Source organism: Mitsuokella sp. AF33-22 (assembly GCF_003475755.1).
Taxonomy (GTDB): domain Bacteria; phylum Bacillota; class Negativicutes; order Selenomonadales; family Selenomonadaceae; genus Mitsuokella.
Genome location: NZ_QRQA01000002.1, coordinates 184,405 through 208,183, shown reverse-complemented (window position 1 = coordinate 208,183; position 23,779 = coordinate 184,405). Strand labels below are relative to the sequence as shown.

20 protein-coding genes are annotated in these 23,779 nt (G+C 55.8%); 15 read left to right on the top strand and 5 right to left on the bottom strand.

Annotated elements, in window-relative coordinates:
• Positions 1–245: 245 nt before the first annotated feature.
• From DWZ54_RS02250 to DWZ54_RS02230, 5 genes are all read left to right on the top strand, one after another.
• Positions 246–695, top strand: a complete 450-nt coding sequence (locus tag DWZ54_RS02250; protein WP_118474321.1) for an Hsp20/alpha crystallin family protein — start codon at positions 246–248, stop codon at positions 693–695.
• Between the two features lie 212 nt (positions 696–907).
• The gene (locus tag DWZ54_RS02245; RefSeq protein WP_118474320.1) at positions 908–1,171 is read left to right on the top strand and encodes a YhdT family protein; all 264 of its coding nucleotides are present in this window, start codon (positions 908–910) and stop codon (positions 1,169–1,171) included.
• Positions 1,161–2,738 (top strand): sodium/pantothenate symporter, encoded by a 1,578-nt coding sequence (gene panF, locus DWZ54_RS02240; RefSeq protein ID WP_118015505.1) that lies wholly within the window; start codon positions 1,161–1,163, stop codon positions 2,736–2,738. The genes DWZ54_RS02245 and panF overlap by 11 nt, the downstream gene beginning before the upstream one ends.
• Positions 2,739–2,920: 182 nt before the next feature.
• Positions 2,921–4,942 carry a diguanylate cyclase gene (locus DWZ54_RS02235; protein ID WP_158573592.1) on the top strand — a complete coding sequence of 674 codons (2,022 nt, stop codon included), beginning with the start codon at positions 2,921–2,923 and terminating at the stop codon, positions 4,940–4,942.
• A gap of 228 nt (positions 4,943–5,170) precedes the next feature.
• Positions 5,171–5,803 (top strand): NAD(P)-dependent oxidoreductase, encoded by a 633-nt coding sequence (locus DWZ54_RS02230; protein WP_118474318.1) that lies wholly within the window; start codon positions 5,171–5,173, stop codon positions 5,801–5,803.
• 46 nt (positions 5,804–5,849) lie between these two features.
• On the opposite strand, the gene DWZ54_RS02225 is transcribed toward DWZ54_RS02230, so the two are convergent.
• From DWZ54_RS02225 to DWZ54_RS02210, 3 genes are all read right to left on the bottom strand, one after another.
• The gene (locus DWZ54_RS02225) at positions 5,850–6,158 is read right to left on the bottom strand and encodes an AzlD domain-containing protein (protein ID WP_118474317.1); all 309 of its coding nucleotides are present in this window, start codon (positions 6,156–6,158) and stop codon (positions 5,850–5,852) included.
• The gene (locus tag DWZ54_RS02220) at positions 6,148–6,912 is read right to left on the bottom strand and encodes an AzlC family ABC transporter permease (RefSeq protein ID WP_118474316.1); all 765 of its coding nucleotides are present in this window, start codon (positions 6,910–6,912) and stop codon (positions 6,148–6,150) included. The genes DWZ54_RS02225 and DWZ54_RS02220 overlap by 11 nt, the downstream gene beginning before the upstream one ends.
• 264 nt (positions 6,913–7,176) lie before the next feature.
• Positions 7,177–8,541, bottom strand: a complete 1,365-nt coding sequence (locus tag DWZ54_RS02210; protein WP_118474314.1) for a sodium:alanine symporter family protein — start codon at positions 8,539–8,541, stop codon at positions 7,177–7,179.
• 365 nt (positions 8,542–8,906) lie between these two features.
• On the opposite strand from DWZ54_RS02210, the gene eno reads away from it, so the two are divergent.
• A complete protein-coding gene (gene eno, locus DWZ54_RS02205) occupies positions 8,907–10,208 on the top strand; it encodes a phosphopyruvate hydratase (protein ID WP_118015513.1) in 1,302 nt (433 codons plus the stop codon).
• A 132-nt stretch (positions 10,209–10,340) separates the two neighbouring features.
• On the opposite strand, the gene DWZ54_RS02200 is transcribed toward eno, so the two are convergent.
• Positions 10,341–12,251: an EAL domain-containing protein gene (locus tag DWZ54_RS02200; RefSeq protein WP_118474313.1), complete on the bottom strand. Its 1,911-nt coding sequence runs from the start codon at positions 12,249–12,251 to the stop codon at positions 10,341–10,343.
• Positions 12,252–12,335: 84 nt separating this feature from the next.
• Entirely contained in the window at positions 12,336–14,177 is a 1,842-nt protein-coding gene (locus DWZ54_RS02195; RefSeq protein WP_233541591.1) for a DNA mismatch repair protein MutS, read from the bottom strand.
• Positions 14,178–14,257: 80 nt separating this feature from the next.
• Here DWZ54_RS02195 and DWZ54_RS02190 point away from each other — a divergent pair, with 80 nt between their 5' ends.
• The 9 genes from DWZ54_RS02190 to DWZ54_RS02150 all read left to right on the top strand — a co-directional run bounded on the left by DWZ54_RS02190 (position 14,258) and on the right by DWZ54_RS02150 (position 23,773).
• Positions 14,258–14,425, top strand: coding sequence for an aminoglycoside phosphotransferase (locus DWZ54_RS02190; RefSeq protein ID WP_118015515.1), 168 nt, complete (start codon positions 14,258–14,260; stop codon positions 14,423–14,425).
• Positions 14,426–14,503: 78 nt separating this feature from the next.
• Positions 14,504–14,782: a hypothetical protein gene (locus DWZ54_RS02185; RefSeq protein ID WP_118015516.1), complete on the top strand. Its 279-nt coding sequence runs from the start codon at positions 14,504–14,506 to the stop codon at positions 14,780–14,782.
• A 77-nt stretch (positions 14,783–14,859) separates the two neighbouring features.
• Positions 14,860–15,549 (top strand): hypothetical protein, encoded by a 690-nt coding sequence (locus DWZ54_RS02180; RefSeq protein WP_118474312.1) that lies wholly within the window; start codon positions 14,860–14,862, stop codon positions 15,547–15,549.
• A gap of 51 nt (positions 15,550–15,600) precedes the next feature.
• Positions 15,601–16,257: an SIS domain-containing protein gene (locus DWZ54_RS02175; protein WP_118474311.1), complete on the top strand. Its 657-nt coding sequence runs from the start codon at positions 15,601–15,603 to the stop codon at positions 16,255–16,257.
• 160 nt (positions 16,258–16,417) lie between these two features.
• Entirely contained in the window at positions 16,418–17,167 is a 750-nt protein-coding gene (locus DWZ54_RS02170) for a sulfite exporter TauE/SafE family protein (protein ID WP_118474310.1), read from the top strand.
• Positions 17,168–17,339: 172 nt separating this feature from the next.
• Positions 17,340–19,370 carry an OPT family oligopeptide transporter gene (locus tag DWZ54_RS02165; protein WP_118474309.1) on the top strand — a complete coding sequence of 677 codons (2,031 nt, stop codon included), beginning with the start codon at positions 17,340–17,342 and terminating at the stop codon, positions 19,368–19,370.
• Positions 19,371–19,555: 185 nt separating this feature from the next.
• The gene (locus DWZ54_RS02160) at positions 19,556–21,064 is read left to right on the top strand and encodes a phosphomannomutase/phosphoglucomutase (protein ID WP_118474308.1); all 1,509 of its coding nucleotides are present in this window, start codon (positions 19,556–19,558) and stop codon (positions 21,062–21,064) included.
• A gap of 286 nt (positions 21,065–21,350) precedes the next feature.
• Entirely contained in the window at positions 21,351–22,373 is a 1,023-nt protein-coding gene (gene pdxA, locus DWZ54_RS02155) for a 4-hydroxythreonine-4-phosphate dehydrogenase PdxA (RefSeq protein ID WP_118016489.1), read from the top strand.
• A gap of 53 nt (positions 22,374–22,426) precedes the next feature.
• A complete protein-coding gene (locus tag DWZ54_RS02150) occupies positions 22,427–23,773 on the top strand; it encodes a four-carbon acid sugar kinase family protein (protein WP_118474307.1) in 1,347 nt (448 codons plus the stop codon).
• Positions 23,774–23,779 lie beyond the last annotated feature (6 nt).

The following is a 23,779-nucleotide window of genomic DNA, read 5'->3' as shown; positions in this document are numbered from 1 at the left end:
TGTCTTTCGTGCAGGCGGCCCTGCTTTTTTGCAAAAAAATCTATTTTTTCTTTTTGACTTATTGACTTTTTGACTAATTTGAGTATAATAAGAATTGTAAGGAGGTTGAGAGAGCAGAAAGGCCGGAAGGCCCGAGAGCGAACCGCAAACCTCCGGGCGTAATCTCAACAATTCGCAAAAGGGTCCGGGCAAAGAGCTGCAGGGCTTATGCCACGGGCTGAGACTTCAGAAAGGGGATCTTGATTATGTTTGGTTTGGTTCCATTTGCATCACGTCATGATTTAGCTAAGGAAGACAACGTATTCGATCGCCTGCTGGACGTCTTTGATGAACCGTTCATGACGAGCTTCAAGGCTCCGGAATTCAAGGTTGATGTCAAAGATAATGGCGACAGTTACGATCTTACGGCTGAGCTGCCTGGCCTCAAGAAGGAAGACATCTCCCTTACCTACGAGAACAATTACCTGACCATCGCCACGAAGAAGGATGAGAAGGCTGATGAAAAGGACGAGAAGGGCAACTATGTACGCCGCGAGCGTCATACGAGCTCGATGAGCCGTTCGTTCTACATCGACAACATCGATGATGCCAAATGCACCGCTGAGTACAAAGATGGCGTTCTCGCCGTCCATATGCCGAAGACGGCCAAGACCGAGGCAAAAGGTCATGAGATCAACATTACGGATGTTGCATGAAGCTGACTAAGCCAAACACCGGCTCGCCGCCTGCGAGCGGCAGCTGGTGTTTGCTTCCATATTACATTGTGAAACATTCTATAAACAAAGAGCAGGAGCTGTTTTTTTAACGGTTCCTGCTCTTTGTTCTGTTTGGCATTTCCTCCCAATCGTGTTATCATAAAAACGACGGTACGCATGGATTAAGGTGCGACTGTACAAGGAGGAAAAACATGAATAACTATGAGAAGTACCAGCAGGTCAAGAAAGAAGCTGGTGCGACGGGAGCGCTGCTGCTCGCGCTGATCCTGTTCTGGACGGCGGCGGGCTTTGGCCTCGCGGGCACACAGGTGGAGTTTTTGCATCTGCCGCTCTGGGTCTGGGCATCGAGCCTCGGCGTATGGGTGTTTGCCATCGTGGGCGTCAAGGCGCTGACGCATTTCGTCTTCCGCGATATGTCGCTTGAGGATGAGGAGGTGACTCGTCATGACAAATGAGGGGAATCTCTTGGCACTCTTGCCGCTGCTCGTCTTCATGGGCATCATGGTGGGCATCAGCTTCTGGGTCCGGCGCTCGAGTCATGGGCTTGGCCGCGATTTTGTCTCCCAGTATTTCATCGGCAACCGCGATCTCGGCGGTTTTGTGCTGGCCATGACGACGGTTGCCACGTACAGTTCTGTGAGCTCGTTTGTCGGCGGGCCGGGTATGGCATTTTCCATTGGTTTCGGCTGGATCTACATGGCCGTCGTCCAGGTCACATCCATCTTTCTCGTGCTCGGCATCTTTGGCAAGCGAGTGGCGTTGCTCTCGCGTCGTTTCGATGCCGTGACCGTTGTCGATATCATTCGTGAACGATTCCAGTCCGATGGCCTCGCGGCCATGGCGGCCTTCATCATCGTGCTGTTCTTCTGCGGCACGATGACGGCTCAGTTTGTCGGCGGCGCCAAGCTCTTCGCGACCGTCACGGGCTACAGCTACGAGACGGGGCTCCTGCTCTTCGGCCTCGTGGTCGTCGTCTACACGAGTATCGGCGGCTTCCGGGCCGTGGCCTTTACGGATACCTGCTGCGCCCTGATGATGATGGGCGGCATCGTGTTGCTTCTCTATTACGTATTATCGGCTGGCGGCGGCTACACGGCCATCATGGAAAACATCCACGTGCAGCATCCCGAGATGCTGGAACCGCTTTCGGCCGGACACATGCCCGTTGGCCTCTATCTCACGCAGTGGATTCTCGTGGGCATTTGCACGATTGCCCTGCCGCAGTCCGTCGTGCGCGGCATCAGCTACAAGGACACGAAGAGTCTGCACCGCGCGATGCTCATCGGCACGGTTGTCGTGGGCTTCATGAACATCGGCGTCAATTTTACGGGCATCCTGGCTCATGGCGTGCTCACGGGCTCGCCGGCCGATTACGGCGGCGTCGACTACATCATCCCGAAGACCATCGTCGCGGCCATGCCCTCGGCACTCGTGGGCTTTGCCATCATCGGGCCGCTGGCAGCGTCGATCTCGACGATCTCGGGCCTCCTGATCGTCGCGTCGTCGGCCATCGTCAAGGATGTCTATCTGCACTATAAGCAGAAGCATGAGGAAGAGGTTCCCGCGCGCCGCCTGCGCCTGCTCTCCGTTGTCGTGACGGCTGCCATCGGTGTGGCGGTCTTCTTCATCGCGCTGACGCCGCCGAGCCTCATCTGGATCATCAACATGTTCGCGTTTGGCGGCCTGGAGACAGCCTTCTTCTGGACGCTGCTCTTCGGGCTCTTCTGGAAGAGGGCTAATAAGCTCGGCGCCATCCTGTCGATGGGCGGCGGCACCCTTGCTTACTGCCTGACGCAGGGCCTTGGCTTCAAGGTCATGGGCCTCCACCAGATTACCATTGGCATCACCGTCTCGCTGCTGTTCTTCCTGATCGGCGCTTATGCGGGGAAACCGGCTGATGCGCGCGTCCTGCAGGTCTTCTTTCCCTCGCGTCCCGAAGGCAGCAAAGGGGAGCCGGAGCAGACGGAACTGCTGGCAGAACCTGTTTGTCCTTTCGGGGGGGGGCAAAAATACCTGAAATAAATACAGGAATATTCGTTCTTCTGGCGAATAAGATATAATGATTGGAAAGGAACCAATCTCAGACATTCAATTGCTTACGGATTGCAGTCAGACGGAAAGGATTTGTCATGAAGCTGTTTTACTCGTTAAAACGAAAGGTCTTGGCGGTGTGCCTGGCCGGCATGCTTCTGATGGCCCTTTGCATGGGTGGCATCAGTATCTGGACAATTTCACATCTGACGCATGATTATGAGCTGCAGAATATGAATCATATTGTCGACGGGAAGACGGCTGATATGAATGATGAACTGCTGCGTTCCGAAAATATCGTGGATTATGCGACGCATTCCGTTGAACGGGAAATCACGGATACCCGGCTGCTCCGGGATCCGGCGTTTCAGCGGAACGTGGCCAGACTCGTGGACAATGATTTCCAGGACGCCGTGCCGGGGCTCAGCCTGATCTGTTCGTACTATCTGTATTATCCGTCGGAGAATGTTTCCGCTCTCTGGAAGGCGGATATGGACAAGAACGGCACATTTACCGATGTACGGGCAAGAGCTCGTGCGGAGGGGCTTTCTTCTTCGCCACGCCATGTCAAGGCATTTGCCTACATGACCGAGCAGGGACAGGCCGCCTGGCTCGCGCCGTATTATTCAGAGGTCTTGCAGCGTTATATCATCTCCTACGTATGCCCTGTCTATAAGCAGGGGGTCATGGTGGCCATCCTGGGCATCGACCTCGATTTTGAGTCATTTATGCGCGACATTTATGGGGATGAACCGCCGGAAGGCGATCACGGCATGATGATCCTCAGCGATGCCAGCGGCAAGATAACGTATTCACCGGAAAATCCCCAGGGCGTGCGGCTCGAGGATCTCGATATCCATCTGGAAAGCTCCACGGATGAAGTGAAAGTTGCCGGCATGACCGATGCCAAGATGATTTCGTATCAATGGAAAGGCAAGGACAGCATCGCGGCGGTGACGTCGCTGCGCAACAACATGAATCTCATGGATCTGCGCAATGTCCGTCAGATTTATTCCCGGACGCATAAAGCCCTGATGCAGATGGGCATCGGCCTGATTCTCGTCTGCCTCATCGTCTCGCTGCTGCCCGTCTTCATGATCAACCGCCTGTCCATCTGCCTGCAGAAGGTCATCGGCGCGGCAAAATCGGTGGAGGCTGGCCGTTTCGATATCGATCTGCATGATACGCATCAGGATGATATTGGCGAGCTCAGCCGCAATTTCCAGTCGATGGTACAGAAGGTGGCTGCGTCGCAGCAAAATCTGCAATACGTTTCGCGCCATGATCCCCTGACGGGCATTCTCAATCGCATGGGCCTTGACCATGCCATCCAGACCTGGCTGCTGCGCCATCCCAATGAGCCGGGTGCGCTCATCAGCATCGACATCGATGCGTTCAAGTTCATCAATGATCTTCATGGCCATCTGGCCGGCGATGAAGCCCTGCGTACACTGGCACGCAAACTGCGTGCCGCCTTCGGCGAGAATCACATCATCGGGCGCAACGGCGGCGATGAGTTTGCCGTCTTCATGAAGAATGCCACGCCTGAAGAGGTCCTGGACAAGATCAAGGCTTTTTCCGCGCAGCCGAAGTACTTCTGCTTTGGCGGCGAGACGCATGATTTTTCCGTGTCCATCGGCTATGCCCTGTATACGGGCGCCGATATGACGCTCTCGAAGCTCTTCCATCAGGCTGATGCGGCGCTTTACGCTGTCAAGCTGCGCGGGCGCAATCACTATCGCTGCTATGAGGAGACGATGGAGAAGCTCAACCGCACGTCGCTCGGCTTCAACCTGGAGACGATTGCAAGCAATCTGCCAACGGCCTTGCTCGTCTGCGAGGCCACTCCACACGGCAGAATCCTTTTCGTCAACAAGACGATGCTCGAGCTCTTTGAGTGCCAGAATGTCAACGAGTTCATGAACTTCACGCATGGTATCCAGGAAAACATTATCTGCGAATGTGACAGGCCGCGTATCCAGGCGATGATTCTTCATCAGCTGGACGATGCGGCGTCACGCCAGGCAAGAAGCGTGGTTTACTGCATCCATACGTTCAAGGGCAATCGGAAGCAGGTGTACTCCATCTGGCGGCTGGCAGACAATCCCAACTACGGGAGGGTGTTCTATGCGTCTATTGTTGAGCATCGCCTGATTGAAAAGGATGTAGTACATGATATAGGTGAAAACTCTTGAGGTGCCATGGTGATTTACTGTTTTATACGGGAAGTCTGATAGCAAGAACACGCACGCATTTCTTGGAAATTGCTGCGTGTTCTTTTTTGGAAAAAGATGTAATAAAATTATTGACAACAATACTCGTGGATGGTATTATACGAAATATAAGATGTAATAAAGAAAGTTACATAATTAATTGCGAAAGAAACGGGGCAGAGCTCTGAGCGTGAAAAGGAGAATGTTATCATGAAAATCGCAGTTGTAGCAGCAAATGGACGTGTCGCTAAGAAAGTTATCGCCGAGGCCCTGAATCGCGGCCATGAGGTTGTCGCCTTTGGCCGCCATGCGGAAAATGACACGCAGGCAAAGGATTACCGCAAGAAAGACATCCTCGACCTCACGAAGGAAGACCTCGCTGGTTTCGATGCCGTTGTCGATGGATTCGGCGCTTGGAAGGAAGAGACACTGCCTCTTTATTCCACGACGACGCAGCACCTCGCCGACATCCTCTCGGGTACGGATACGCGCCTGCTGATCGTCGGTGGCGCCGGTTCACTCTACCTCAATCCAGAGCATACGATGCAGTTGTTCGATGCGCCGGATTTCCCGGCAGAGTATCTGCCGCTGTCCAAGGCAATGGCCAAATCCCTCGACGAGCTGCGCGAGCGCAAGGACGTCAAGTGGACGCACATCAGTCCGGCCGCTGATTTCCAGGCCGACGGCGAGCGCACGGGCAAGTACATTCTCGCCGGTGAAGAGTTCACGCTCAACAGCAGGAATGAATCCGTCATCTCGTATGCCGACTACGCCATTGCGATGGTCGATGAGATTGAGAAGGGCCATCACATCCAGCAGCGCATCTCGGTCGTCTGCGCATAAGAAAACAGGAGTCCTGAATGATGCAGGGCTCCTGTTTTTCTGTTAGTCAGAGCAGGATGAGCTCGCTGATGAAGACGACGAGGCAGCAGGCTGCTGCGACCTTGAAGAGGCTCGCGCCATACCAGGCGAGGGCGATGCCGCAAACCAGGGCCAGCGTGCCGCTTACGGGCGTCTGCGTGGCTTCGGTGATGGCCGGGAACGTCATGACGGCCAGTGTTACGTAAGGTACGTAAAACAGGAAGGAACGCCAGAAACGGCTGCGGATCTGGCCGCGGATCAGGGTCAGCGGCAGGATGCGGATGGCCAGCGTCACGGCTGACATCAGGATGAGGTAGATGTAGATATCATGCTGCATGGCCGTCTCCTCCTTCTTCCTCGTCTTCGATGGGGCCTGTCTGATCGTCAATTGGGAAGAGAATGGCGCCGAGCGCGGCGATGACGACAGTCAGGATGATCGTGCGCGTGCCGGATGAACAACTGGAGAGCACGGGAGCGAGTGAGGCGGCAAGGCTCAGCGCGAAGCTCAGGAGCACGAGTCCTGCGACGACGCGGTTCGTTCTTGCGGGCGGGATGATGACCCAGAGGAACATGCCGTAGAGTGCGACGGAGAGGGCGCTGACCACGCTGCCGGGCAGGATGTTGCCGGCGACGACGCCGAGTGCCGTGCCGAGCGACCAGCCGGGCAGTGCAAGTGCCATGGCTCCGTAATTGTAATAGGGGTTGAGCGAGCCGTGGCGTGCGATTGTGATGCCGAAAATCTCGTCGGTGATGTCAAAGCCGACGAAGATGCGGTGCCAGATGGAGGTGCCGGGACGGAATTTCTGGCTGACAACGCAGCTCATGAGCATGTAGCGGGCATTGGCCACGAGCGTGATCAGGACGATCTCGAGGTACGGGGCGTCAGCCGCGATGACCGTGAAGCCCGCGTATTCGCCGGCTGAGGCATTGTTGAAGAAGCTGGCCAGGAAGCCCTGCAGAGGGTCGAGCCCGGCGTTGCGGGCGGCGATGCCCAGCGTGAAGGAGACGACGAAGTACCCGAGGGCAATCGGCGTGCCGTCGTGAACTCCTTCGAGGAAGACCTGCCGGTTTGATTTTAGGAGCGTATGCATGTGCGTACCCGTAGGAAAAACCTTCTTTCTGAATGCGTATTACTTTTATTTTACTACGGGGCAGGAAAAAAGGCCATTGCCTTACGCGCGATTGACGCAAGACAATGGCCTTTGGGGCTGCAAGGGAAAAGGGGCTCCGGGGATATGCGGACAACGCTGCGCGAAGTCGGCCTGCTAAATCGATTCTTGACGCAGGGCGCCAACGCTTCGCTTATGTCCACATATCCCCTCCTCAAAAGTCCTTGCAGCGTGTGTTTTTGATCATCAGTGTTTTATGATGCGTTTTGCGCGCTGGCGGCGGTTGAGGTAGCGGTTCGTTTCCGCGACGATGACGCCGGAGAGTGCGATAAGTGCAATGAGGTTCGGGATGGCCATGAGGCCGTTGACGATATCGGCGAGCACCCAGATGGCTTCGAGCTTGAGGAAGGCACCCGATGCAATCAGCGCGATGAAGATCAGGCGGTAGGGCATGACGCCCTTCGTGCCGAAGAGGTAGATGCAGGCGCGTTCGCCGTAGTAGTTCCAGCCGAGGATCGTCGTGAAGGCGAAGAGCACGAGGGCAATCGTCAGGAGCTGGCTGCCGATGAAGCCGTAGGAGGTGGCAAACGCCGCGCTCGTCATGGCTGCACCGGCGAGATCGCCCTGCCAGACGCCCGTGAGGACGAGCGAGAGGCCCGTCATCGTGCAGATGATGATCGTATCGATGAAGGTACCGGTCATGGAAATTAGTCCCTGCTCGGCCGGCCATTTCGTCTTGGCTGCAGCAGCGGCAATCGGCGCGGAGCCGAGGCCGGATTCATTGGAGAAGACGCCGCGGGCAATGCCGTTCTGCATGGCCATCATGACTGTGGAACCGGCAAAGCCGCCGGCTGCAGCCGTGCCCGTGAAGGCATCCGAGATGATGAGTCCGAGTGCTGCCGGGACCTGGTCGATGTTGATGACGATGAGGCCGAGGCTGATGGCGATGTAGGAAAGTGCCATGAACGGGATGACGCCTGAGGCGACTTTCGCAATGCTCTGCAGGCCGCCAAGCGTGATGGCGGCGATGAAGACCGTCAGGATGACATCCGTGGCAATCTTCGGGAAGCCAAAGGAGATCTGCATGCTGTCGACGATGGCATTGACCTGCGGGAAGGTGCCGATGCCGAAGAAGGCCACGCCGATGCAGGCGAAGGCAAAGAAGGTCGCGAGCGGCTTCCATTTTTCGCCCATGCCGTTGCGGATGTAGAACATCGGGCCGCCGGCGATGTCGCCCTTCTCATCGACGGAGCGGAATTTTACAGCCAGCAGGCCTTCGGAGTATTTCGTGGCCATGCCGAAGAAGGCGGCGACCCACATCCAGAACAGGGCGCCGGGACCGCCGACCTTGACGGCCGTGGCGACACCGACGATGTTGCCTGTGCCGACCGTGGCGGCAAGCGCGACGCAGAGGGCCTTGAAGCTCGAGACATCGCCGCGGCCGTTGTTCTGTGCCTTGAAGATCAGGCGCAGTGCATGCGGCAGGCGGAAGACCTGCAGAAGCTTCAGACGGATGGTCAGGAAGATGCCCGTACCGACGAGCAGCGTGATGAGCGGGGGGCCCCACATAAAGGAGTCAATGGCATTGAGGATAGGGATGAATGATTCCATGAAACAGCCTCCTAAGAAATATTGGTACAGTGTCTTTTATATGTGTACAACTGTTTTTGATAGAGTATATGATAGCATAGAAAAGAACATTTGTCTCGACTTTCTTGGAAAAAATATATAATAAGTAAAAATGTTATCCAACCGAAGAGAAAAATGTAAAGAAATGCGCACAAATCGTACTACTACCGTATCCTTTCTTGTGCTCTGTAACAAATGATACAGCCTGCAGGGGAAAATCACGTTACGATAGAGGCGAAGGTTGAAACAAGGATTCCAGCATTTGAGAAAAGTTTTTATTGAAAATAGTTCTCAACTATGATATACTGAAGATATAAATGAAAATGAATATCAAGGAGGCGTTCCCCATGAAAGAATATTTACAGATCATGCAGGTCATTGGCCGGGAGATCATCGACTCCCGCGGCAATCCGACGGTAGAAGCCGAGGTGACGCTCGCGGACGGTTCGGTTGGCCGTGCGGCTGCTCCTTCCGGTGCTTCGACGGGCGAGTTTGAGGCACTGGAACTGCGCGATGGCGACAAGGCGAAGTACGGCGGCAAGGGTGTTTCGAAGGCGGTCGCGAACATCAACGAAAAAATCGCGCCGGCTCTCGTCGGTGCGGATGCGTCGGACATCTATGCCGTGGACGGCATCATGCTCGCACTCGACGGCACGGAAGACAAATCCAATCTCGGCGCCAATGCCATCCTGGCCGTGTCACTGGCTGCCGCCAAGGCTGCGGCTATCGCGCAGGATATCCCGCTGTACCGTTTCCTGGGCGGCCTCAACGGCAACCGCCTGCCGGTGCCGATGATGAACATCCTGAACGGCGGTGCGCATGCGACGAATTCCGTCGATACGCAGGAATTCATGATCATGCCAGCCGGAGCACCGTCCTTCCGCGAAGGGCTGCGCTGGGCTACGGAGGTATTCCACGCTCTGCAGGCACTGCTCAAGAAGGAAGGTCAGACGACGGCTGTCGGCGATGAGGGCGGTTTTGCGCCGAACCTCAAGAGCGATGAGGACACGATCGAACACATCCTTCAGGCTATCCGCAACGCCGGCTATGAGCCGGGCCGCGATTTCGTCCTGGCCATGGATGCCGCTTCCTCTGAATGGAAGAGCGAAAAGGGCAAGGGCTTCTACAAGCAGCCGAAGTCCGGCAAGGAATTCACGTCGGATGAGCTCATCGCACATTGGCAGTCCCTCGTCGAGAAGTATCCGATTTACTCCATCGAGGATGGTCTCGATGAGGAAGACTGGGAAGGCTGGCAGAAGATGACGAAGGTCCTCGGCGACAAGGTCCAGCTCGTCGGTGATGATCTCTTCGTCACGAATACGAAGCGCCTCAAGAAGGGCATTGAGCTCGGCTGCGGCAATTCCATCCTCATCAAGCTCAACCAGATTGGCACGCTCTCCGAGACGCTCGAGGCCATCAAGATGGCGCATGAGGCCGGTTACACGGCCATTGTCTCCCACCGTTCCGGTGAGACGGAAGATACGACGATTGCCGACCTCGCGGTCGCCCTCAACACGAGCCAGATCAAGACGGGCGCACCGTCGCGTTCGGAACGCGTCGCCAAGTACAATCAGCTGCTGCGCATTGAAGAAGCACTCGGCAAGAGTTCCGTATACCCGGGCAAGGCAGCATTCCATCAGGCTCACTGATCTTCCGCATACACCTCTACATATATCCACATACATCCACACATTCTACCTCTTCTGAAAAGGGCCGTGAACGCATGAGCCCTTGCCAAAAAGACGGTCCGCTGACTCAAAGGAGCCGGCGGACCGTCTTTTTTACTGGAATGATTGGGGCTGGTTCTGCATGTAAGCGAGGAAGTCCTGTTCGGGAAGTGGCCTTGAGAAATAATAGCCCTGCAGGATATCGCAGCCGAGGCCTGTCAGCGCCTCGACCATGTCCTTCGTTTCAATACCTTCAGCTGTGGTCTTTATGCCGCTGGCCTGGAAGCTTTTGACCATGGCCGGCAGCAGGGGATTGGCCTCGTTGAAGTACGTGCGCACGAAACTCATGTCGAGCTTGACGTCGCCGAAGGGGAATTTGTTGATGCGCATGAGGTTGGAATATCCGGTACCAAAATCGTCGAGTGAGAGGATGGCGCCTTCTGCCAGGAGTTTTTCCATGTTCTGGCGCAACCGCAGCTCGTAGACCAGTGTGGATTCTGTGATTTCGAATTTGAAGGCCTGGATGGGGACGCCGTAGCGGGCGGCGATGCGGCAGAGCCCTTCTGCCATCTGGTTGTCGCGGCACTGGATGGGCGAGAGGTTGACATTGAGCCATTTTATGCCGAGTGATTGCAGATCATTGCGGGCCGCGAAGCGGCAGGCTTTGGCGAAGATCTGCTCGCCGAGCTGCGTGATCGTGCCGCTGTGCTCGGCCGTGCGGATGAAGACATCCGGCGGGATGAAGCCAAGCTGTTCGTCGTGGAGTCTTGCGAGGACTTCAGCTCCTATGATGCGGTGTTCCTTTGTCCCGTAGAGGGGCTGCAGGTAAATCTGCACGGTGTCCTGCTCGATGGCGCGGTCTACGGCCTGCCGGATACCGGTGGCGCGTTCCGCGGCATCAAAGAGTTTCGCGTTCATGGCGATGACCTCATGATGATTTTCGGCCTGCTGGAGTGCGGCGGCAATGTAGTCGAGAAAGTGATGCGCACTGGTATTTGGGGGCAGTGTGCCGCGGAAGGTGGCATAGCTGCTCGTCAGGTAGAGATGAAGATGCGGTCCGTGCCACGGCGACAGCATGCGCTTTTCCAGCTCTTCCTGGATGCGCGGGAAGTTCATGGGTTCCTGCCTGAGCATCAGAAAGCGTCCGGCGCTGGCGTAGGCAATCTGGCAGTCCGGATGGAAGAGCTTGAGGTAGCCCGCAATGGCCTGGATGCCTGCCGTCATCTGGCTTTCGCCGTAGAGCGTGCGGCTTTCGGCGTAATCGTTGAGCACGAGGGCGAAGACGGAGAAATCGCCGTGGGTGTTGAGTTCCTTGATGTAAGAGGCTGCGGCGTCCTGATTGAGCGCGCCTGTCCGGCGGTCCAGCGAAAAATCCGGATTCTGGAAGGCGAAGTACTGGATGAGGATGACGAGCATATAGAAGGAATTCATGACCAGGTAATGCTGCACCTGCATGCGCACGAGATAGCCGACCAGCAGGATGAGGCAGGCGCCAATCAGGGAGATTTTTTCGATCTTTGTCCAGGAATCGCGTTGGAGCCCGATGGCGGACAGCAGGAACGTGAACAGCAGGTAGAGATAGGCATTCCAGTAAATCAGCCCGTAGACGGGGCCGCTGTGATAGCCTCCGGCATCGATGGAAAAGATGGCGCCCGTAAAGATGGAGCTCAGGATGGCGAAGGTCAGCACGAGCACGGGAAGCCTGGTCAGCCAGCGTGGCAGCCCGCGATACGAGCAGCGCTCGTAAACGAGTGCTTCGATGTACGAGAAGTCGAAGTAGGAACGCCAGACGAAGCCCAGGAAGAACAGCATGTTGTTGAGATAGAGGATTTCCGGTGTGAAGGCCGTATAGCAGGTGTCCATTTCTGAGGACAGGACATCGAAAATCAGGGTCACGAATTCTGAGGCCAGCAGGCAGCGGAAAAAGAAGTTGCGCCGGATGGGCAGATAGTTCCTGCCGAGGCAGAGCGCACACAGCAGGACTAAAACGATGAATGAAGCAAAGGTAAACTCATAATGGTACATCCCGCGTATCCTCCTGCTGTCCCTGATTGAGATGATGGTATTGTATTTATTGTAACAGGTCGATTTTGCACTGACAACAAGAATTCAAGAATGTCGTTTCACGTCTTCGGCGGGAAGGATACCGGCCATCTGGAGCAGGTAACGGGCGTTCGTCGTGCGGCAGCGTCCTTCACGCAGCTTGAAATCGAAGCAGATCTGCCCGTTTTCGTAATGTTCTTCGAAATGGTAATTGTGGATGGGCAGGTGATTGGGCGATTGCAGGTCGCAGAGCTCGAAATCATGCGTGGTCACGAGCGTGATGCACCAGGATTGCGTCAGGTGACGCAGTGTTTCTTCGGCCCCCGTGATGCGGTCGGCCGAATTCGTACCCTTGAAGATCTCATCGATGCAGAGGAAGAGCGGCTGCTCCCTGCGGCAGGCTTCGACCATCTGCTTGATGCGCAGCACTTCGGCATAGAAGGTCGAGATGCCTTTTGCGGGGTCGTCGCTGACATGGATGGAGGTGTAGACAGCCATCGGCGTCAGCGAGAAGGAGGCGGCGCAGACGGGCGCACCGGCGTAGGCGAGGATGGCGGCAGCGGCCAGCGTGCGCATGTACGTGGTCTTGCCGCTCATGTTGGACCCCGTGAGGATGGCGGTCCCGGCAGCGAACGCCGCGTCGTTGGGCACGGCTTTTTCCTCGCGAATGAGGAGAGGATAGGCTCCTGCGGCCATCAGACTTGGGGCGCCGCTGAGGAAGGCGGGCCAGCAGCAGTGTTTGCGCGTCCAGGCCGGCACGGCCAGCGACAGCAGTGCTTCAAGCTCCGACCATGACCTGAGCCAGCCGCGCAGCGAGGCGCCGTAACGGCGCTGCCACTTCAGGAAGGCTGTCGTGCAGTGGAAATCCCAGAGGAACAATGTGTTGGCGATGAGCAGCACGAAGGCATTGCGGCGCATGGCGGCCTTGTCGGCAACGGCTGCGAGTGCGGCGAGTCCTCCTGCGGCGCCGCCGCCTTTCTTCAGGATAGACTGGAGCTCACGCAGCTTGCCGCTCGTGACGTCGAGCTCCGAGAAGCGCGCGAAGATGGCCTGGTAAATGGCAAGGCCCTGCGGCAGGCGGCAGAGCGGCTCGAGCAGCGTGCTGTGGAGGCGGATGGTCAGGAGGGCCAGCAGGAATTGCACGAGGAAGAGCAGCCCCGGTATGGTATAGGTAATGTTCTCAAAGAGAGCGGCGAAAAGGGTGCCGAAGGAGAGAACGGGCAGCAGATACGAGAGGGCTTTGAGCGCGGGATGCGCCTGCGTCTTGCGGCGCTCCATGGCGGCGCAGAAGGCTGCGACATCGTAGGAGAAGGGCAGCAGCCCGTTGAGGGCCAGCAAATCGAGTGCTGCAGCGGGATGAGCGGCGATTTCGCGCACGGCCTGCTGACGTGCCGTCATCTCCTTGACGGTTCCCGGGGACGGGGAGAGCAGTGCGGCCAGTCTGGTACGGCCAGCTTTTGTTCGCGCGCAGCAGAGATACTGATAGAGCGAGGCGTGGCCGAAAATCGGCAGGTCTGCACCCTGTGGCAGGTCTTCGCGCAGGAATTCTCGTCCGTCGTCTTCAAAATCCATCCATTTGTTTGTGAGGCGGTCCAGATTGGCTTTGACGCGTGCCTGATGGCTCAGGCAGAGCAGCTGCTCGCGCTCCAGCTTCTGATGACAGCGTACGAGCAGCACGAAGGCCGCGAGCAGCAGGAGGCCGAGCAGGGTAAACAGCGATTGTCCGTCGTAGCCGGCGGCAAACGCGAAGATCATGGCGAGAAAGCTCACGGTACGCAGCAGCACGAGCTTGCGGCTCTGTTCTTTCATCGCCTGCAGGCGGTCCGTGTCGAGCTTCTGCTGATCCGCGAAGAAGGCGGCGGGGTCGAATGCCGCGTGCTTGTTCGCATTTTCCCTCGTTGTAGTCATGAAAATCACCTCATTGTGGTACATATCTCATTATCTATGGTACAATGATACCATGGAATGAATCGGAAAGGCGGGATTTTATGGCAGAAAATGAAGCGATTGTCCGGCTGCAGCGCAGCATCGATTTGCTGCGGGAACGCATGCGCGTGGATTCCAACGATTTGGAATATGAGACGCACCTGCGCCAGAAACGTCAGCTGCAGCGCATCCTTGACCGGCTGCAGGACAAGGAACGCCGCAAGGATTGACGGTTTTTTCAGAGAATCTTCAGTGTAATTGCTTAAAATAAGCCTATAAATCAAAAAGTCAAAGGAAGGATGAATATTATGTCCCAGCGTATGACCATGGATGAGGTATTGAAGGAATACGGTGTGCCGCAGATCAAGCTTGATATCCATGCGACCCGCAGCGAACTCCTGAAGCTCCGGGAGAAGCTCATGGCAATCCGCGACCTCTCCGGTGGCAAGGAGCAGGGCTACCTCGACATCGACTGCAAGCTCTACATCGATGTCGATGATATCGACCGCTATCTCTCCGGTGAACTTGACACCGTCGGCGAAATCTATGCCTTCCCCGAGGATATTAAATCGTATCACGAGGAATGATGCGTTTCGGAGATCCGGATAAAACGAACGATTTTTAGTGCTTTTGTCAGATAGAAGATAGAAATGAGGAAAATTTTATGAATCTCAAGCAGACCTTATCCGCAGTAATGGTGGGGGCCATGGTCCTGACGGCGGCTCCCTCCCTTTCGACGCTGCCGCAGGCCGTGCAGTCAACGGCTTATGCAGCCAAGGGCGGTGCCAAGATGAGCATCCCGAAGTCGGCCCCGGCAGCGCCGAAGGCTCCGGCGGCCGGCACGAACAACAATGCGAGCAAATCCGTCTCGGGCAACGGCTCGTCCTATGCCCCTTCCAAGGATGCCAAGAGCCTGAATAAGGAGGCTCCGGCTGCGAACAGCAAGTCGAATGCGGCGGCCGGCACGAAGAATCAGGCGCAGAGCTCCAGCCGTCTCGGCAGCATCATGCGCGGCATCGGCATCTTCGCCGGCGGCATGCTGCTGGGCTCAATGCTCTCGCACCTCTTCGGCATGGGCGGCGGCATGTTTGCGGACATTCTCGGCCTCATCATGAACGGCATTCTCATCGTCATGGCCATCATGGTCGTGCGCTGGCTCTGGAACAAGTTCCGCGGCACGAAGAATGACCGCGGCAATGCAGCCGGCAATGCCTATCGCCAGCCGCTTGAGATGCGGGCGGACAAGCCGGAGGAGACGCATAGCCGCGCACCCATCCAGGACATCAAGCCGCCGACGTCTGAAGCGAATGGCTATGATGCCAAGTTAACGGCTGACCGTTACCGCAATCGCTGATAACCGATTTGATTCACCACGTATCCATCCATCAAGAAAGAAGTGTTTTCGATGATAAAAGAAACGACCCTTGCTGCAGTTGACGAGCTCATCGCGCGTTATCCGGCCCTTTCCGTCTGCCGGGAGGACCTGCTTGCAGCTGTCCGGCTGATCTGTGACGGCTACCATGGAGGCCATAAGCTCATCGTCTGCGGCAACGGCGGCAGTGCCTCGGATTCGGAGCACATCGTCGGCGAGCTCATGAAGGGCTTCCTGCTGCCGCGCAAGCTCGGTCCGGAGATTGCGCAGAAGATGCAGCAGGTCTGCCCTGAGGAAGCCGATTACTTCCTCGAGAATCTGCAGGGTGCGCTGCCGGCTCTGTCGCTCGTCAACCAGGTCGCGCTCAATACGGCCTTTGCCAATGACCAGGCGCCGGACCTCTCCTTCGCGCAGCAGCTCCTGGGCATGGGGAACAAGGGCGATGTTCTGCTTGCCATCTCGACCTCGGGCAATTCGACGAATGTCATCTACGCGCTGCAGATGGCCAAGGTCAAGGGGGTCAAGACCATTGCACTGACGGGCAAGTCGGGTGGCAAGATCCAGTCGCGCGGCCTGGCCGATGTGACGATCCGCGTGCCGGACGATGAGACATTCCGCATCCAGGAATACCATCTGCCTGTTTACCACATGCTCTGCATTGCGGCTGAGAATGAGTTCTTTGGCGAATAAAGCCGCCTGATACGGAAACTTCGCAAATTACGCATCAAAACAGGGATGTTATGGGGATTTTACCATATATCCCTGTTTTTGCTGTCTTTTTCGCCTTGCCCGCTCATGGTACGATGAAAGTATCTGGCAGGCGGCGCGCATGGCGAAAGGAGATGACTGTATGCTGACTGCATATCTTTGGGGGCTGGAAGGTCATATTTACCCCGCACTGGCCATTTTCCTGTCGGCAATCCTGCAGTCCATCACGGGCTTCGGACTCGTCATCGTGGCGGCCCCGCTCCTGATGCTCTTTTACGATCCGAAACTGACGGTGCCGGTCATGCTCATGCTGGCCTGCTGCGCCAATCTGACGCAGGGCATCTTTGCGCTCAGGACGGCCAATCTGAAACTCGTCTTTTATTTGTATCTCGGCGTACTCTGCGGCCAGCCGATTGGCTTCTTCGTCTTCGACCATGCCTCAAGTGCCGCGCTCAAGGTCTTCATCAGCGTCATCGTGCTGCTTTCCCTCGGCACAATCCAGGCGCTGCATTATCGCATCCGGGAGTGTCCGCGCAATTCCTGGATAACCGGTATTTTTTCGGGATTCACGTCCATCACGGCCGGCATGGGCGGCCCGCCGTTTCTCATTTACCTGGCTTACAGCAGGATGTCCGTCGATGTCATGCGGGCGACCTGTTTCGTGTTCTTCTTCCTCTGCAATGCCACGTCACTGACGAGCTATGCGCTTGGCGGACTGCCGTTTGGCCCGGCCTGGGGCGAGTTCATCTATCTGCTGCCGGCCCTGGCCCTGGGTATCGTCATCGGGCATCTCGCCTATCCGTATGTTCCCAAGGCTCAGATCAAGCGCGTCATTTATGTGCTGCTTTACGTTACCTGTCTTTACACGATTGCTTCAACCCTGCTTTCCTGATGGAAGCAGGGCTTTTTTCTGTCCATTTGCTGATGCGAGGGATTCTCATAGAAATTTAAGAAAATAATTAAAGGTTTACAATGAAAACAAATATGGTATAATGTTACTTGTGTTTTGTGCGTCTGTGATGTACAAACATGGAATCTTCCAATAATAGTGAGGAGCAATCATCATGAAACATGAAGACAATGAGTTCATGCGGCACGAACTGCGCCTGCCTGAGCTCACCGTCCGTGGTATGCTGCTCGGTGCGGTATTGACTGTCATCTTTACAGCATCGAATGTTTACCTTGGACTCAAGGTGGGTCTGACGTTCTCGTCGGCCATCCCGGCTGCTGTCATCTCGATGGCTGCGCTCAAAATGGCCAAGGATTCCAACATCCTCGAGAACAATATGGTACAGACCCAGGCTTCGGCAGCTGGTACACTGTCGGCCATCATTTTCATCATCCCGGGTATGCTGATGATCGGCTACTGGCAGGGGTTTGAATTCTGGCAGACACTCCTGGTTTCCGCCTGCGGCGGCTGTCTCGGTGTCCTGTTTACCATCCCGCTGCGCCGCGCGATGGTCGTTCACAGTGACCTCGCGTATCCGGAAGGCGTCGCTGCCGCTGAGATTCTCAAGGTGGGAAGCGGAGCAAACGAACAGGAAGGTGCCAGCTCGGGCGTCAAGGAAATCACGTCGGGCGGCATTCTGGCCGGTATCATCGCGTTCTGCACGAATGCCCTGCAGGTCCTCGGCTCGGAACTTTCCCTCTGGATCCCGGTTGGCCGCGGCATGACGCAGCTGCCGCTCGGTTATTCGACGGCCCTCGTCGGTGCCGGTTATCTCATCGGCATTGCGGCCGGTCTTTCGATGCTCGTCGGCATCCTGATTGCCTGGGTCGGCTTTGTTCCGTACTACACGATCACTTCGGCACTGCCGGACGGCATGACCATGCAGAAGTTCGCCGGCAAGATCTATCAGGACCGCGTGCGCCTCATCGGCGCCGGTGCCATGGGCGTAGCGGCCATCTGGACGCTCATCACGCTGGCGCGTCCGGTCATCGATGGCGTCAAGGAATCCCTGGCCGCCATGCGTATGCCGGATGCGGACAAGGGTAAGCATCGCATGGATATCGATATGAGCGTCAAGAGCATTGCGCTCGTCTTTGTCGTGACGGTTATCGGGCTCCTGGGCATCTTCTATGCCTTTGTCAGCCCCGAGGGACTGCCTATGACGGAGAACCTGACGTTCGTCATCGTCGGCGTCGGCGTTGCCGTGCTCATGGGCTTCTTTGTAGCGGCTGCCTGTGCCTACATGGCTGGCCTCGTTGGCACGAGCTCGAGCCCGATCTCGGGCATCGGCATCCTGGCCATCATCGTGGCATCGCTCGTTATGTACGGACTCTGCTCGTCATTCGGCATCTTTGCACTGCCGGGCGGTGAGAAGTTCGCGACGGCCACGGCCATCTTTACGACATCCATCATCATGGCGATTGCCTGCATTTCCAACGATAACATGCAGGACCTCAAGACGGGTTATCTCGTCGGCGCTACGCCGTGGCGTCAGCAGGTCGCGCTGCTCCTGGGCTGCGTGGTCGGTGCCTTCGTCATCGCGCCGGTGCTGAACCTCCTGTATGAAGCATACGGCTTCCCCGGTGCGCTGCCGCGTCCGGACATGGATCCCTCGCAGGCACTCGCTGCGCCGCAGGCCGCTCTCATGACGACCATCGCGCAGGGCATATTCTCGAGCACCCTGGCTTGGGAGTATGTCTACATCGGCCTGGGCCTCGGCGTCGTGCTCGTCATCGTCGATCAGCTGCTCAAGCGCAATACGCGCAGCCTCTGCCTGCCGCCGCTTGCCGTCGGCATGGGCATTTACCTGCCGCCATCCGTGCAGACGCCGCTCGTCGTCGGTGCCGTGCTCGGCTACTTCCTGCGCAAGCACATGAAGGCGAAGTGTGGGGAAGAACAGGCCAAGGAAGGTGCGCGCCGCGGTACGCTTTTTGCGTCGGGCCTGATTGTCGGTGAGTCGATCATCGGCGTCCTGCTCGCCGGTGTCATTGTCGTTTCCGTCTCGAACGGCGGCTCAGAAGCGCCGCTGGCCATCGTCGGCAAGGGCTTTGCCAATACGGCGGAATGGCTTGGCTTCCTGGTCTTTATCGTGTTCCTGGGCATCTTCAGCAAGGTGGTGCTCGGCGCGGGCAAGAAGCAGGGTTAAGGCACCTCAAAAGCTGCTGCATGAGATTCATCTCTCCATGCGGCGGCTTTTTTACTGGCAGCCGTTCGTACCGTCTGTGGACAAAAGCAGGTCTTTTCTGTCAGCAGGCAGGAAAATGGCGTTCGGATATGGAATACAAGATGTAGAAATAACCTGCAAATTTTGTCTTTTAAGGGGGCATATCAATGGCTATATCCGAAAAAAATCTGTTGAAGCTGGCCAATGGCAGCGATGTGCGCGGTGTTTCCATCGAGGGCGTGGTCGATGAACCCGTGACGCTCAATGCGGAAGCGGCAAACCGTATCACGTCCGGTTTCCTGGATTTCCTCAGCACGAAGACGGGCAAGAAGATCAAGGACCTGCGTGTGGCCGTGGGTCATGATTCGCGCATTTCGGCGCCGATGCTGAAGAATGCCGTGCTGGAGGCGCTGACGGCAACTGGCGCCGTCACGGTGGACTGCGGTCTGGCCTCGACGCCTTCGATGTTCATGTCCATTGTTTTCCCGGAAACGAAGATGGATGGTTCCATCATGATCACGGCCAGCCATCTGCCGTTCAACCGCAACGGACTGAAGTTTTTCACGAAGGATGGCGGTGTCGAGCATGAGGATATCATCGCGATCCTCGAGGCGGCTGCCCGCTTCCCTGAGCAAAAGGGCGACCTGACGAAGGTGCAGAAATACAATCTCATTGACCGTTACTGCCATCATCTGCGCAAGAAGATCCGTGCAGCGCTCAACATGGGCGATACGCCGCTCAAGGGCATGCACATTGTCGTCGACGCCGGCAACGGTGCGGGCGGCTTCTTTGCGACGCAGGTCCTCGGCCGCCTTGGTGCCGATACGTCGGGCAGCGTCTTCCTTGAGCCGGATGGCCACTTCCCGAATCACATCCCGAATCCGGAGAACAAGCAGGCCATGGCCGCCATCCAGAAAGCGGTTCTCGATGCGCATGCAGATCTCGGCTTCATCTTCGATACCGATGTGGACCGCATGAGCGCTGTCCTCAAGAATGGCAAGGAAATCAGCCGCAATGCCCTGATTGCCATGATGGCCGCCATCCTCGCACCGGATTATCCGGGCAGCACGATCATCACGGACTCCGTGACGAGCGATGAGCTGACGGAATTCCTGCAGGATGAGCTCGGCCTCAAGCATCTGCGCTACAAACGAGGCTACAAGAACGTCATCGACGAGTGCATCCGCCAGAACAAGGCCGGTGTCGTTTCGCCGCTGGCCATCGAGACGAGCGGCCATGGTGCACTTTCCGAGAACTATTACCTCGACGACGGCGCTTACCTGGCTGTCAAGCTCCTGATCGCAGCGACGAAGGCCAAAGCACAGGGCCGTGACCTCGGTGCGCTCATCAAGAAGCTCGGCGAACCGGTCGAGAGCAAGGAGTATCGCATGAAGATCATGGGCGAGGAGGACTTCCGCGCCTATGGCCAGGGTGTGCTCGAGACCTTTGAGCAGCGCGCGGAAAAAGCGGGCATCCGCATCGCCAAGCCGTCGTATGAAGGCGTGCGCCTCGTGTTCCCGAACGGCTGGGCACTTTTGCGCATGTCGCTGCATGACCCGCAGATGCCGCTCAACGTCGAGAGCCGCAAACGCGGCGGCGTGGCCGAGATCGTCAAAGAAGTGGAAAAACTCCTCGCCGGCTTCACGAGCCTCGATACGAGCGTGCTCTGCAGCTGATAGTCTGTGGCATGGTATGGACTCGACAAAATAATCGATTTCACAAAGAAAGGATATCCTTCCCGGGATGTCCTTTCTTTTTATGTTTACACCATCTGTACGAGTTGTTTTTTGCAATAACGATAATAAACAACAAAATAAAATTATAAAGCGCAAATATAAGCAATAAAAACTAGACAACTATAATCTTATATGATAATATAAGATTGAAAACGATAACAAAGCATTGCGAAAGCGTGCGGAAAAGAATAAGATATGATAGTCGTTTCATGAAGGGGTGGGTTAAATGCAGTCAGATTTTAAACCGGTTATGGCAATTACAATGGGTGATCCAGCCGGTATCGGACCGGAAATTGTTGTTGGTACGATGCTGAGTCAGGAAATCGCAGATTGCTGCAAGCCTTTTGTTATTGGCAGTGCGTATATTCTTCAGCGTGCGGCGGATGTCCTGAAGAAGGATATTAAAATCAATAAGATATCTGATCCGGCAGAGGCCAAATATGAGCTCGGCACAATCGATATCCTGGAAACGGGACCGTATGATGATGCTTCTATCGAATGGGGCAAGGTACAGAAGCTGGCTGGTCAGATGGCTATCGATTGGATCATGAAATCGATTGAACTGGGTATGGCCGGCAAGGTAGATGCCGTTTCAACGTCGCCAATCAACAAGCAGGCGATTAAGCTGATCGGTGTGAAAGAGCCGGGACATACGGAAATTTATCAGCATGCCACGCATTCGCCGTATGCACTGACGATGTTCTCCTGCCATAAGCTCAGAGTATTCTTTGTCAGCCGCCACTTGTCACTGATTGATGCTGTACATTTTGCGACGAAGGATGTTGTGCTTGATTTCATCCGGAATATCAATAAAGAACTGAAAGGCGTTGGCATTGAGCGTCCGGTTATCGCGGTAGCTGGTATCAATCCGCATAATGGCGACAATGGCCTGTTCGGACGTGAGGAGATTGATGAGATTATTCCGGCCGTTAAAGCTGCACAGGCTGAGGGTATTGATGCGGTTGGTCCTATCCCTGCAGATTCCATCTTCAACATTGGCAAATCCGGCAAGTTCAATGCCATTCTCTCGATGTATCACGATCAGGGGCATATCGCCTGCAAGACGCTGGACTTTGAGAAGGCTGTAACGATTACCTGGGGCCTGCCCTTCATTCGTGGCTCGGTGGATCATGGTACGGCTTTCGATATTGCCGGCAAAGGCATTGCCAATTGCGTCAGCCTGATTGAATCGACAAAAGTTTGTGCGGAATACGCCGTTCTCAAACACGAACGGAGCAATAAGAAGTAATGGAATAAGTTGTTTGCTGTTTTATGCATGTGTATGGAAAAGGGGGACATGACATGCCACTTATTGGTGTAGTTGCAGATGATTTGACTGGTGCAACAACGACCGGCGTGCTGCTGGCACGTTCGGGAGCGAAGACGGTTGCGTATTTCTCTGCAGAAGCAGCTCTTCGTGAAGAACGGGACCTGAAGCTGGATGCTATCGTCATCAGTACGAACAGTCGTGCTCTGCCGAAAGGCAAAGCTCAGGGCTTTGTACATGATGCGACTGTTGCCATGAAGAAGATGGGGGTTCGCTACTTTACGAAGCGCATTGATACGACGCTGCGCGGCGGCATCGGCTTTGAGATTGACTCCATGCTGGATGAAATCGGTGAGGATTCCGTTGCGGTAGTCGTACCGGCCATGCCTCAGTCGCGGCGCATTGTCGTAGGCGGTTACTCCGTTATTGACGGTACGGCTCTGATTCGCACGCCGGTTGCTCAGGATGTACGGACGCCGGTTACAGAAAATTATGTACCGCGTCTTTTAGCAGCGCAAACTGCACATCGTGTCGGTCTGGTAGAATTGGAAGATGTGCTGAATGGCGAAAAAGCGATTCTCACGGCACTGGACAAGAAGAGAAAAGAAGGATGCCGCGTTATTGTCGTCGATGCAATCAGCATTGATGATGTAACAGAGATTGCTAAAGCTTGTGTTGCACTCGGTTGGAATGTCCTGGCTGTTGATCCGGGTCCCTTTACTTCGAAACTTGCTTATGTAAGAGGTCTCATTCAAGAAGAGAAGCCCAATATCCCAGCTGGTCCTCCCGTTGAAAATCGTACGGTGTTGATTGCTGCCGGCAGTGCCACGTCGGTGACGAAGAAACAGATGGAAGTTCTGACGAGTGATGAACGCAACGTGAGGATTCCTGTTGATCCGAAACTTCTCATCGAAGGCGGCCGCACAGCGGTGGATGAGGTCAATCGTGCGGTTGATGCAGCCTGCATCCTGCTGGAACAGTATGAACAGCCTCGTTCCATCTTGTTTGAAACGGCGTTGCATGGCATCCTGCTGAATCTCGATGAGGAAGACAGGAAACACGGTTATGAGCAGGGGACGGCAGCCAATCAGATTAATGCTGGTCTGGGCATGATTATTTCCCGTATCATGGCAAGAGTTTCACGGGATAAGATTGCTGGTATCTATGCAACCGGCGGCGATACGATGGTCAACGTTTGCGCCATGCTCGGCGTTGAATGTCTGGAAGTTTTGGATTATGTCATCCCACAGACGGATATTGGCCGTTTGATCGGCGAATATGGCGGCATGCCGATTGTAGGCAAAGGTGGCTTGACCGGTACGAATTCCTCGGCAATCGAAATCGTTGATCGTCTGATGCTCGAAGCATCTCGCAAAGAATAAGTGACT